The organism is Flavobacterium pallidum, assembly GCF_003097535.1.
In the GTDB taxonomy this organism is placed as follows: Bacteria; Bacteroidota; Bacteroidia; order Flavobacteriales; family Flavobacteriaceae; genus Flavobacterium; species Flavobacterium pallidum.
The window spans coordinates 820,521-833,322 of sequence record NZ_CP029187.1; the positions used below are offsets into that span (position 1 = coordinate 820,521).

Genomic DNA, 12,802 nt, shown 5'->3' on the forward strand with positions numbered 1-12,802 from the left:
TATGGCTAATAGTTACATTTCGAAATCCCAATATTTTTACGCCGTCGGTGTGAGCTATAAAAAAGCGGATGCCGTTGCACGCGGGAAATTCAGTTTGGATGAAACGGCCAAAACCAACCTGCTTGAACAAGCCAAATCGGAAGGGATCGAAAGCCTGCTGGTTACTTCAACCTGCAACCGTACCGAGATTTATGGCTTCGCTGAACATCCATACCAATTGATTAAATTGATTTGCGACCATAGCAAAGGTACGGCCGAAGAATTTCAAAAATCCGGTTTTGTTTACAAAAACCAGGAAGCTATCAATCACATTTTTCGTGTAGGGACAGGCCTTGACAGCCAGATTTTAGGTGATTTCGAAATCATCAGCCAGTTGAAAACAGGTTTTACAGAATCACGCAAGTTTGGATTGATCAACACTTTCATGGACCGTCTGACGAATGCCGTTATCCAGGCCAGCAAAAAAATCAAGAATGAAACCGAAATCAGTTCAGGTGCCACGTCGGTTGCCTTTGCTTCGGTTCAATATATCATCCGAAATGTGGAAGACATCAGCAACAAGAATATCCTGTTGTTCGGTGCCGGAAAAATCGGAAGGAACACCTGTGAGAATTTGGTAAAACACACCAAAAACGAGCACATCACCCTCATCAACCGCACCAAAGATAAAGCTGAAAAACTGGCTGGAAAACTCAATCTGATTGTCCGCGATTTTTCAGAACTCCATCTGGAACTTCAAAAAGCAGACGTGGTCGTTGTGGCTACCGGCGCGCAAAACCCGACGGTTGACAAAGCTATTCTAAATCTGAAGAAACCATTGCTGATCCTTGACCTTTCGATTCCGAAAAATGTAAACGAAAACGTGCAGGAACTCGAAGGCGTGACTTTAATCCATATGGATCATCTGGCACAAATGACAGACGATACTTTGGAAAACAGGAAAAAACACATTCCGGCCGCCGAGGCGATTATCGAAGAAATCAAGGAAGAATTCGTGAGTTGGACAAAAGCACGCAAATTCGCGCCAACGATCAACGCGTTGAAAGAAAAGCTGAACGCGATAAAAGATTCTGAATTGGATTTCCAAAGCAAGAAAATCGCCGGTTTCAACGAAGAACAGGCCGAAATCATAAGCGCACGCATCATCCAGAAAATTACGACGCATTTCGCAAATCACCTCAAGGACGACAATACCTTGGTCGATGAAAGCATTGAGTGGATTGAAAAAGTGTTCCAGATTGAAGCATCCGCAAAATGAATAAAACTATCCGGATCGGGACACGCGACAGCGAACTGGCTTTATGGCAGGCGCATACGGTTGAAAAAAAACTCAACGATTTAGGTTATACAACTGAAATAATTGCCGTAAAATCTGCCGGTGATATCATCCTCGACAAACCGCTTTACGAATTAGGAATTACCGGAATTTTTACCAAAACACTCGACATTGCCATGATTAATGGCCAGGTTGATATTGCAGTACATTCCATGAAAGATGTCCCGACGGCTTTGCCAAAAGGCATTGTACAGGCTGCGGTTCTGGAACGGGCGAATGAAAAAGACATCCTGGTTTACAAAGGTTCCGATGATTTTTATCACGAAAACGCCACTATTGCTACCGGAAGCCTGCGCCGACAGGCATTGTGGCTGAATCGTTTCCCGCATCATACAACGGTTGATTTACGCGGAAATGTAAATACGCGACTTCAGAAATTACAGGACAACAATTGGAACGGTGCCATTTTTGCTGCGGCAGGCCTGGAACGCCTGAACCTGAAGCCTGAAAACCATATTGATTTGGACTGGATGATTCCGGCTCCGGCACAGGGCGCGATGGTGGTCGTAAGCATGCAAAATGACGATTATTGTACTCAAGCCGTTGCAAAACTGAATCATTTCCATACTGAAATCTGCACCAAGATTGAGCGCGATTTCCTGAAGAAACTCGAAGGCGGCTGTACGGCTCCCATCGGGGCTTTGGCAGAAATCATCGTGAATGACATCCGTTTTACGGGTGTTTTATGTTCGCTTGACGGAAAGGAAAAAATCAATATTGAAAAGACAATTGCAATAGATCATTATCACGATTTTGGAAGCGAATGTGCTGTCGAAATCCTGGAAAATGGAGGCGAGAAAGTGATGGACAAAATCCGGAAAGATTTAAACAAATGACCCGTGTCCTTTCCACAAAAAAGCTTTTGCCGAACCAGAGGCAGTTTTTGCTGAATGCAGGAATATCAGTAATCGAAGCCGATTTTATTTTGGTTCAGGAAAAGGAATTTACGTTCACTGAAATTTTTGATAACCTGATTTTTACCAGTGCGAACGCCGTAAAAGTAGTGGCATCACATCCGGATGTACAGGAAATCCGCCGGAAGCCATGCTTTTGCGTAGGTGAAAAAACAGCAGCATTACTAGATGAAGTTGGGTTTACGGTGATGGAAATTGTCGACAATGCTTCCGCTTTGGCAGAAATGATTAAAAAGAATTACGCCAAAGAAACATTTACTTTCTTCTGCGGAAGCCTTCGGATGGAAACCCTGCCGGTGAACCTGAAAATTTCGGGAATCAGTTTTAATGAAATTGAGGTATACGAAACGGTTTTGGCACCGAAAAAAATAAATGCTGAAGTCGATGGATTGCTGTTTTTCAGTCCGTCAGCCGTCGAAAGTTATTTAGCTGAAAATCAAATTGACAATCAAATCTGCTTCTGCATCGGCGCAACGACCGCAAAAGCTTTGGAACAAAAAACAAAAAATATTGTGATGGCAAATAAGCCAAGCGTGGAAAACGTCATCATACAAACCATACAACATTTTAAATAAATACCTGTGTCAACAATAAAAAACGACTTATTCCTGAAAGCCCTCAGAGGCGAAACCGTAGAAAGACCACCTGTTTGGATGATGCGCCAGGCCGGAAGATATTTGCCTGAGTTCATTGCGCTACGTGATAAATATGATTTCTTCACGCGTTGCCAAACCCCGGAACTTGCTGCTGAAATTACCGTACAGCCGATTCGCAGGATTGCACCGGATGCCGCAATTTTATTTTCAGACATTCTTGTCGTTCCGCAGGCGATGGGCATTGAAGTTTTGATGAAAGAAAGTGTTGGCCCATTTTTACCAAATCCAATCCGTACACCACAGGATGTCGAAAAAGTAATTGTTCCGAACATCGACGAAACTTTAGGCTACGTCATGGATGCCATCAAACTGACCAAGGAAATGCTGAATGACGAAGTGCCGCTGATCGGTTTTGCAGGCTCGCCATGGACAATTTTTTGTTATGCCGTGGAAGGAAAAGGCTCGAAAAGTTTTGATACTGCTAAAGGGTTTTGCTTTACGCATCCTGAAGCTGCACATGTCCTGTTGCAGAAAATCACTGATACGACCATTGCTTATTTAAAAGAAAAAGTCAAAGCCGGCGTCAATGCCGTTCAGGTTTTTGACAGCTGGGGCGGGATGCTTTCGCCTGTGGATTATCAGGAATTTTCATGGAAATACATCAACCAGATTGTGGAAGCTTTGGCACCCGAGACACACGTAATCGTTTTTGGAAAAGGCTGTTGGTTTGCGCTTGGCGAAATGGGCAAAAGTAAAGCCTCTGCGCTTGGTGTGGACTGGACATGCTCTGCAAGGAATGCACGTTATCTTTCAGGCGGGAATATTACGCTTCAGGGGAATTTCGACCCGTCGCGTTTATTATCACCAATTCCTACGATTAAGAAAATGGTCCACCAGATGATTGATGAGTTCGGAAAAGACAAATACATCGTAAACCTTGGTCATGGTATTTTACCAAATATTCCGGTTGATCATGCGAAAGCGTTTGTGGATGCGGTGAAGGAATATAATCGCTGAAATGAATATTGATTGGGAAATATCGCCAATTGACGACATCACCGCTGAAGCATTCTTCGCGTTGATTAATAAAAACCGGGAACACATACGGAAAACATTTCCCGGAACACTTTCCGGCTGTGATTCTTTTGAAAAAACGCAGGAATTTATTGCTGCAGCCAATGAAAAACAGGCAAAAAGAGAAGGGCATTATTTTTACATACATCACAAGGAAATGGAGACGCTTATAGGATACATTTGCGTGAAAAATATCGATCCGCGAATCTTAAGATGTGAACTGGCTTATTTCATCGATGAGGATTTTGAAGGACAGGGCATTATTACCAAAGCGGTTTCGAATACCATCGCTTATTGCTTCAACGAGTTGCTGATGAATAAAATCATCATCTGCACTTCAAAAGAAAACACCGCAAGCCAGCGCATCGCCACAAAACATGGATTTGTTAAGGAAGGTCTTTTAAGGAAAGAGTTCCGCAGTGGCGAAGGAAGCCTGGAGGATATATGCTATTTCGGACTGTTAAAATCGGATTATAAATGAAAAAAACAATTGTAGCGTTGATGGCCGGCGTGATTTTTGGTTGTACATCAAATGAGCAATCTTTAATCGGGAAATGGAAAAAAACAGAACAGCATGTTGGAGGCAATGCAGGAGAAAAAGCCATTGTGGAAAAAATTTCTGCGGGTAAAACATACACTTTTGGAAAAGACAATAAACTTTCAGTGTTAGCTGACGGAATACATGATAGCGGCGTTTATGAGGTAATAAAAGAAAAAAAATATCACATCCTTCATGTGATTTCATTGAACCGCACTGAAACTTTTGACCAATATTTCCGCATTCACTTTGTCGATAGCACGAAAATGGATAAAATGGCATTCGTTCCCATACACCCTGATAATGAAATCATGTATAGCGCCGGTCGTACAGATATTTACGAAAAATTGGAATAGTGATGAAGAATCAATTTTACAAATACATCCAAAAACTACAGGATACTATCTGCGCCGCACTTGAAAAATCGGACGGCTCAGCCAAATTCCGCGAGGATATCTGGCAACGTCCCGAAGGCGGTGGAGGAAGAACGCGCGTGATTGAAAATGGCGCGGTCATTGAAAAAGGCGGTGTCAATATTTCTGCTGTTCACGGTAAACTGCCTGACACGATGCAGAAAATGTTCAATGTAGGTGAAGCCGATTTCTTTGCCTGCGGATTAAGTCTTGTTATCCATCCAAAAAACCCTATGGCACCTACCGTTCATGCGAATTGGCGTTACTTCGAGATGTATGATGCCGACGGGAATATCATCGATCAATGGTTCGGTGGCGGTCAGGATTTAACACCTTATTACCTGTTTGAGGAAGATGCGAAACACTTTCATCAAACCTGTAAAACCGCCTGCGATAAGCATTCGGACGCGTTTTACCCGAAATACAAAGTGCAATGCGATGCTTATTTCTGGAATGCGCACCGCCATGAAGCCCGGGGTATCGGAGGATTGTTTTTCGATTACTGCAAAACGAACGATGGCATGACGATGGAAAACTGGTACGATTTTGTAACCGAAGTCGGAAACAGTTTTACAGCAGCATACATTCCAATTCTTGACAGGAGAAAAAATCTGCCTTACACAGATGACAACCGCAACTGGCAGGAAATCCGGCGCGGGCGTTATGTAGAATTCAATTTGGTACACGATAAAGGCACGCTTTTCGGACTGAAAACCAACGGCCGCATTGAAAGCATTTTGATGAGTTTGCCACCAAGGGTACAATGGGTTTACGATCATCATGCTGAGCCTGGAAGCGAGGAAGAAAGATTAATTAAAGTATTGGAAAGCCCAATCAATTGGGTTTGATTATTATAAATTTTGAATTTTTAAAATGAGTCAGTTTAATAGAAATCGTCGCCTCCGGGTAAATGAATCCATAAGAAGTATTGTTCGTGAAACTTCACTTTCACCACAGGATTTCATGTTACCAATGTTCGTCGCAGAAGGAAAAGATATTAAATCTCCCATTCCATCCATGCCAGGGATTTACCGCCATTCACTCGACAACACGATTAAAGAAGTCAAAGAAGCCTGGGATTTAGGCATCCGCGCCGTCAATATTTATGTAAAGGTTTCCGAAAACCTGAAGGACAATACCGGAAAGGAAGCCTGGAACAAGGACGGGCTGATGCAGCAAACCATCCGTGCCATCAAAGACGCTGTTCCTGAAATGATTGTCATGCCCGATGTCGCACTCGATCCATATTCCATTTACGGCCATGATGGCATCATCGAAAAAGGCTATGTGGTCAACGATCCCACCATCGATGCGCTCACACGTATGAGTTTGTCCCACGCTGAGGCCGGTGCCGATTTCGTTGCGCCTTCCGACATGATGGACGGACGTGTTTTTGCCATCCGTAAGGCTTTAGAGGAACACGGCCACCACAACGTAGGCATCATGAGTTACAGCGCCAAGTATGCGTCCGCATTTTACGGCCCGTTCCGCGACGCCCTGGATTCTGCCCCCGTCGATGCGCAAAACATCCCGAAAGACAAGAAAACGTACCAGATGGATTATGCGAACCGAATCGAAGCCATTAAAGAGGCGCTCGACGACGTGGCTGAAGGCGCAGACATCGTGATGGTGAAACCCGGCATTGCGTACCTTGACATCGTTCGCGAGGTCAAGAATGCTGTTAACGTACCGGTTTCCGTTTACCATGTCTCTGGTGAATATGCAATGATCAAAGCCGCTGCCGAGCGTGGCTGGCTGGACCATGACCGCATTATGATTGAGCAATTGTATTGCATCAAGCGTGCCGGGGCAAGCCTGATTTCGACGTATTTTGCTAAGGAAGCCTCAGTGCTTTTGAATAAATAATTTTTTAAGGAGCTGGTTCCCGCTCTCCGCTGTATCTTTTTTTAGCCTTCGTACCTCGGCAAAAAAGGATGCCGCTGCGATCGGGGCTAGGCAATCGACCATGAAAACAACATTTATACTATTATTGACAACGGCACTCTTCGTCAGCTGCAAAAAAGAAGAACCAAAATCCGAATTGTATCCCGAAGCTGCGGAAACACAAACACCTATGGATTTAGGAAAGGAGATTTTCAACGGCAAAGGAAACTGTTTTGCCTGCCATCGCGAAGACCAAAAAGTCATCGGGCCAAGTATTCAGGAAATTGCCAAAACCTATAAAGCCAAAAAAGGAAACCTCGTCCAATTCCTGAAAGAAAATGCCGATCCATTAGTTGACCCGTCACAATATGACGCGATGAAAGTCAACCTGCAACTGACGAAGACTTTTTCGGAGGAAGAATTAAAAGGATTGGAGGCTTATATTTATTCTTTTTAGTTGCTGAGTTGCTGAGTGCAAAAATAGTTTTACTTTAAACTTTGTGCAATTCGCAAAAAAACTTTGCCACTTTGTAACTCTGCCTCTTTGTAACTACTTTTATAACATGGAAACCACCTACATCAAAACGCCTCTCGGGATCGCCAAAATCAGCGGTGATGAGAACGGTATATCCATCATCTCCATCCTGGATTCCGAAAAAGAAAGTTCTGAAAATATACCGCAGGTCCTTGAAGAGGCTGTGCTGCAGCTTCAGGATTATTTTGCCGGAAAAAGGAATGATTTCACCTTTAAACTCAACCCTTCCGGAACCGATTTCCAGAAAAGCGTGTGGCAGGAATTGCTGACTATCCCATTCGGGAAAACAGTGACTTATATGGACATTACCAAAAAACTTGGTGATGTAAAAGCCATCCGCGCAGTAGCTTCCGCTAATGGCAAGAATCCGTTATGGATTGTCGTGCCGTGCCATAGGGTAATCGGAAGCGACGGGTCATTGACCGGATACGCGGGCGGACTCTGGCGCAAGAAATGGCTGTTGGAGCATGAAACGCCATCGGCACAGCAAAGCCTTTTCTGACAAACCATAATTTTTGCTACATTCGTAAGGCAAATACTGTCTTTATGAAATTCCTTAAAAAATTCCTGCTGTGGTTCTTCGGCATTCTCCTTGTACTGATTGCTGTTTTATATATCACCGGTTACGGCTACCTCATCACAGCGGTCAGGACGATATATTTCCACGGCCACGTTACGGCTTTCCTCGACGATTATCAATATTTCGACAACCGTACGATTCAAAAAGGCAATCCACAACCCTGGGCAGAAGCTAAGGATTACAACAAAATAGCTGCAACACATGTCCTGGATTCGATCAATAAAAAAACCGGCACGGTCGCTTTCCTGATCATTAAGAATGACAGCGTGTGGTATGAAACCTATTACGACGGTTACGAAAAAGACTCGAAATCCAACTCCTTTTCGATGGCTAAAAGCGTCGTTTCGGCGGCGTTGGGCAAAGCCATTACCGATCGAAAAATCAAAAGCCTGGACCAGAAGGTTTCCGATTTCTTTCCCGAATTCAAAGACGGGAAATCGGCTGCAATGACGGTAGGCGATCTGTCATCGATGGCTTCGGGACTGAATTGGGATGAATCGTATTACAGTCCGTTCTCGATTACGACACAGGCGTATTTTGATGGCGATCTGAATTCAGTAATCCTTGGGCTGAAAGGTGTTTCAGAGCCTGGAAAATCATATATTTATTTAAGCGGAAACACGCAATTGCTGGCGATGTGCATCGAGAAAGCAACCGGAAAAAGCCTCGCCGATTACGTTTCTGATAGTTTCTGGAAACCGATGGGTGCCGAAAACGAAGCGCTTTGGCAAACGGATCATGAAAATGGCATGGTTAAAGCATATTGCTGTATTGCTTCGAATGCGCGTGATTTTGCCCGTTTCGGGAAATTGTACAAACAGTATGGGAAATGGAATGGGAAGCAGATCATCGACAGCGCTTTTGTGGCCAAATCCATCAAACCCAGATTCGAAGATTCTCCGCAATATGGCTACGGCTGGTGGCTTTTTGACCACGATGGCAAGAAAGGATATTGCATGCGCGGGCATCTGGGGCAGTATGTTATTGTCATTCCGGACCAGGATGCCATTATCGTGCGGCTTGGGAAAAACACCATTAAAACGACGACCGACAGTCCGTTTGGTGATGATTTTTATGTATATTTGGAAGAAGCCACTAAGATGCTGACCAACAAGAAATAATGTACGCCACAATTTTAAATACACGCCATGATAGAAAAAATCCAACTTCAGAACATCCTGTTCCTAGACATTGAAACGGTTCCGTGCGAGGAAAATTACCAAAATCTTGACCCCGACTGGAAAGTGCTTTGGGAACAGAAAACCCAATACCAGCGCCGTGATGAATACACGCCTGAGGCATTCTATGACCGTGCCGGCATCTGGGCCGAATTCGGGAAAATCATCTGCATTTCTGCAGGATATTTTACATTAAAAGGTGATATCCGGCATTTTCGGGTGACTTCATTTTTTGGAGATGAAGTGAGTTTGCTAAAGGATTTCAATAACCTTCTGAACAATCATTTTGATCAGCCGCAACATGTGTTGTGTGGGCACAATGCAAAGGAATTCGACATTCCCTTTCTGGCAAGAAGAATGATTATCAATGGAATACCGATTCCTCAGAAACTGAATCTTTTCGGAAAAAAGCCATGGGAAATTCCACATTTAGACACTCTGGAATTGTGGAAATTCGGAGACTATAAACATTTCACTTCCCTGAAATTACTGACCAAAGTCCTCGGCATTCCTTCCCCAAAAGGTGATATCGACGGCAGCCAGGTAGGCCACGTCTATTATATTGAAAAAGACATCGACCGGATCATCACCTATTGTGAAAAGGATGTGATTGCCGTAGCGCAGGTTTTCTTGAAGCTCCGTCGCGAGGAATTGCTGATTGCGGAGGAGATCATCCATGTGTAGTACAATAAAAAAGCCAATAGGTTACTGAAAACTATTGGCTTTTGGCTTTTTTGTTTATGGCTGTTACCTGCTTAACACCACTTTCTTCGAAACCTTATACTTTTCATTTGATATTGAAAGCACGTACATTCCGTCCTGAAGCGTTTCAATGTTCATGGTATCAGAGGCAGCATTGGTTTGCTTTGAAAAGATGCTCCTGCCCCTCATATCACATAGAGTGAGCGTGGTAGTTGATGCAGGATCAGGAAGTTTTACGTTCAGCAAGCCTTTTGTCGGGTTTGGGTATACCGCAACATTGGCTTCAAATTGTTGGTATTCGGTATTCAGGTTTGCCGAAACGACATTACAGAAATTCAGGCTGAAATTATTGATTACGCCACCATCCCCATTGAAGGCATCGACTACATATAAAGTCCACACCCCATCAGCAGGCATGTTATTAAAGTCGCTCAACGGATCAACCGGCTGCACAATTCCTGAAATACCTGGATTGGTACCGCAAACATAAGGTGTCCCCGCATCGCTTACCGTAGCAACGATATCATCATTATCGCCGCATGGCTGTTCAAACAGGCGTATGAACGGATTGCCCAATGCATTGGGGCCTTCAAGATAAACTGTAAAATCTTCGATATAAGTATGGGAGATATTAACACTGACCGCAAGGCTGCCCACTGTCATTCCGCCTGAAACGGTTATAGGCACAGACCCCACAGAATTTTCCGTGTCGCCGATAAGAGCGTTGGAATAATCTGTAGCGGCATACACGATATCGCAGGTTTGTGACCCGGTATCAAATCGGTTCACGGTATTGGATGTGGCTTGTCCGCAAACATTTATCGGAAGCACCCTCCAGTAATATCTTGTAGCCGCGCTTAATCCCGAAAGGATATAATCTGTCTCGGTGGTAACTATGTCCGTCACCAAAGTATTGAAATCCGGCGTGGTAGAAACCTGCAGTCGATAACTTTGCACATTATTGCCCGGTTCCCAGTCAAGACCCAACGTTGTTGCCAGGCCTTGTTGCATATTTGCCGGGGTTGTTAAAAGCAGGTTCTCATAAGTACTGCTGTAAATTTTCAGGTTTACGTTTTTTATCTCTTCTTCGGTGCTGTTTTGTCCTTTGAAGCCTATAACATAATCGCCCGCGGCAAGCCCCTGAAGGTTTGAAAGCGTCATCGTAACCGGGCCAGGAATCGCTAACGAGGACTGACTGAAAGTTGCCACAACTCCTGGAGGCAAGCCTAAGGCCGAAAAAGTAGTCGCTTCAGAAGTAGTCGCATTATAATTAAAACTATATGCAGCTGTGCCCGAACTGCAAACCACCTGGTCCGGTGAAGACGCCGTTAATGCAAATTGCGATTCGATTCCGGTGACAACCAGTGAAAATTTCTGCGAACCACCCACCAGTGTCCCTTTGTGGGTTACGGTAATCGTAAAAGTTCCAAAAGCGTTCGGGATATCGACACGTTCCACATTGTCCACATTATTATCTGAAATATTGGTTGCGGTCTGGTTTGCATTTGCACGCAATTTCCACGGATAATAGGTTGCCGCATTTTGGGTGATCCTGATATCAAGGTCATTTACAAGCGCAGGAGTCGTATCATTGAGGTTCCCATTACCAACCTCGCCCGGTACATCTGTCCATACGATAGTGGCTTTCATCGGAACATCACCGCTTGCGTTTACAGTAATAGTATAGGTCTGGCCCTGGTTCAGGGTTTCTTCACTAATCACAGATCCAATACCATTATTACTGATGGCTTCGGCTGCTTTTTTTCCATTCAATAATCCCCATCCGAAAACAGCATCAGGTCCCGCCAACCCTGCATCATCAGCAGTATGGCAGGCCAATGCTTTTAATGTAGCGGATTTCATGAATTGCTGGTTCACATTTTTATAATGTTGCTGAAGCAAAAGCAACGTTCCCATTACGTTTGGCGAGGCCATTGATGTTCCGGAAATGCTTCCGTAATCAGTATCGCTGCTTTCAAAAGTCGAATATAGATTGGTCCCGTTCCCTGTAATATCCGGCTTGATGCGCAAATCATCGGCCGGTCCCTGGCTGCTGCTGCTGTTAATGGAAACTGATGTAAGATTTCCGGATTGGGTAATAACCGCATCCTGGCAATTCGCTACTACCAGGTTATTTTTAGAAACCTTATTTCCTGTAAGCTTGTCAAATCCCGCAGTGGAACCCTGATTATTGGCATCGTTTCCATTGTTTCCGGCCGAAGCTACCATCAGGTAATAGGGCGAATTGTATGCGATTTCATCCCAAGTGCGCGCATCATCATCATAAGACCCGATATACCATCCCGGTACTGAAGTGGATGGGACACCATAAGAATGGTTTGAAAGCAACATACCCGCCTGCACTTCCGAAAGTACCTCGCCGGTATCATTGGTCCAGTTGAAAGTCCTCGCATTGGCCATAGGCGCCATGCCTTTCGCAGCAGGATCTACCCCTGCGGCGACTACTGTCCCGGTAACATGTGTCGAATGGAAATTATTACCGTCTGGTCCCGCAGTGGCATCCACCACGGCAACACGCCCGCCAAATTCCTGATGCGAGGCACGTACTTTTCCGCCGTCCCATATCCTTGCAGTCATACCCTGCCCTTTCAGGTTATATACAGATTGCAGGATATTTGCCCTGGTCGAAATGGCTGCATTCACATTTGAGGTGGAATAATAAATCGGGAAACCCTGTGGAGAGACTTTCATCAATTCTTCATAAGAGCCGTCCCTACCCATCCTGAATTCCGGCCAGCCATTTATTTTGGCGGCCTCGATTGCTTTCTTTTTTTCTATTTCTGATTTGCGGGTATACTTTTGTTCCAGTGATTTCAGCTTGACAAGATCATAATCCCGGATGATGTCACCCACCTCTTTAGCGTTTTGGGAAAAAGCAAATGATGTTAAAAGCATTGCTGCAAAAACAAAAAGAGTCGTTTTTTTAAATGTGGTTTTCAAAGTAGTTGTGGTTTTTTTGGAAATGTGGCCAAATATATGCGCATTTAATGAGTATAAGGTGCGATTCCCTGTTAAATTTTAAGATTTAAAA

13 protein-coding genes are annotated in these 12,802 nt (G+C 44.3%); 12 read left to right on the forward strand and 1 reads right to left on the reverse strand.

What is annotated here, in order from left to right; genetic code table 11:
- The first annotated feature begins 1 nt into the window (after window position 1).
- From hemA to HYN49_RS03370, 12 genes are all read left to right on the forward strand, one after another.
- Window positions 2–1,258: a glutamyl-tRNA reductase gene (gene hemA / locus HYN49_RS03315; RefSeq protein WP_108902794.1), complete on the forward strand. Its 1,257-nt coding sequence runs from the start codon at window positions 2–4 to the stop codon at window positions 1,256–1,258.
- Complete coding sequence (hemC, locus tag HYN49_RS03320; protein WP_108902795.1) at window positions 1,255–2,172, forward strand: hydroxymethylbilane synthase; 918 nt, start codon at window positions 1,255–1,257, stop codon at window positions 2,170–2,172. Before hemA ends, hemC begins: the two co-directional genes overlap by 4 nt.
- Window positions 2,169–2,825, forward strand: coding sequence for a uroporphyrinogen-III synthase (locus HYN49_RS03325; protein WP_108902796.1), 657 nt, complete (start codon window positions 2,169–2,171; stop codon window positions 2,823–2,825). Before hemC ends, HYN49_RS03325 begins: the two co-directional genes overlap by 4 nt.
- A 6-nt stretch (window positions 2,826–2,831) precedes the next feature.
- The gene (gene hemE, locus HYN49_RS03330; RefSeq protein WP_181368999.1) at window positions 2,832–3,863 is read left to right on the forward strand and encodes a uroporphyrinogen decarboxylase; all 1,032 of its coding nucleotides are present in this window, start codon (window positions 2,832–2,834) and stop codon (window positions 3,861–3,863) included.
- A gap of 1 nt (window position 3,864) precedes the next feature.
- Window positions 3,865–4,401 carry a GNAT family N-acetyltransferase gene (locus HYN49_RS03335; protein ID WP_108902797.1) on the forward strand — a complete coding sequence of 179 codons (537 nt, stop codon included), beginning with the start codon at window positions 3,865–3,867 and terminating at the stop codon, window positions 4,399–4,401.
- On the forward strand, window positions 4,398–4,814 hold the full coding sequence (locus HYN49_RS03340) for a hypothetical protein (RefSeq protein WP_108902798.1): 417 nt from the start codon (window positions 4,398–4,400) through the stop codon (window positions 4,812–4,814). The genes HYN49_RS03335 and HYN49_RS03340 overlap by 4 nt, the downstream gene beginning before the upstream one ends.
- 2 nt (window positions 4,815–4,816) lie before the next feature.
- A complete protein-coding gene (gene hemF / locus HYN49_RS03345) occupies window positions 4,817–5,719 on the forward strand; it encodes an oxygen-dependent coproporphyrinogen oxidase (RefSeq protein ID WP_108902799.1) in 903 nt (300 codons plus the stop codon).
- Window positions 5,720–5,744: 25 nt separating this feature from the next.
- Window positions 5,745–6,737 carry a porphobilinogen synthase gene (gene hemB / locus HYN49_RS03350; protein WP_108902800.1) on the forward strand — a complete coding sequence of 331 codons (993 nt, stop codon included), beginning with the start codon at window positions 5,745–5,747 and terminating at the stop codon, window positions 6,735–6,737.
- A 100-nt stretch (window positions 6,738–6,837) separates the two neighbouring features.
- Window positions 6,838–7,212, forward strand: coding sequence for a c-type cytochrome (locus HYN49_RS03355; protein WP_108902801.1), 375 nt, complete (start codon window positions 6,838–6,840; stop codon window positions 7,210–7,212).
- Between the two features lie 106 nt (window positions 7,213–7,318).
- A complete protein-coding gene (locus tag HYN49_RS03360; protein ID WP_108902802.1) occupies window positions 7,319–7,792 on the forward strand; it encodes a methylated-DNA--[protein]-cysteine S-methyltransferase in 474 nt (157 codons plus the stop codon).
- Window positions 7,793–7,836: 44 nt separating this feature from the next.
- A complete protein-coding gene (locus HYN49_RS03365; RefSeq protein ID WP_108902803.1) occupies window positions 7,837–8,991 on the forward strand; it encodes a serine hydrolase domain-containing protein in 1,155 nt (384 codons plus the stop codon).
- 27 nt (window positions 8,992–9,018) lie between these two features.
- Window positions 9,019–9,732 carry a 3'-5' exonuclease gene (locus tag HYN49_RS03370; protein ID WP_108902804.1) on the forward strand — a complete coding sequence of 238 codons (714 nt, stop codon included), beginning with the start codon at window positions 9,019–9,021 and terminating at the stop codon, window positions 9,730–9,732.
- 63 nt (window positions 9,733–9,795) lie between these two features.
- Here HYN49_RS03370 and HYN49_RS03375 read toward each other — a convergent pair whose 3' ends face one another.
- A complete protein-coding gene (locus HYN49_RS03375) occupies window positions 9,796–12,711 on the reverse strand; it encodes a S8 family serine peptidase (RefSeq protein ID WP_146185043.1) in 2,916 nt (971 codons plus the stop codon).
- Window positions 12,712–12,802 lie beyond the last annotated feature (91 nt).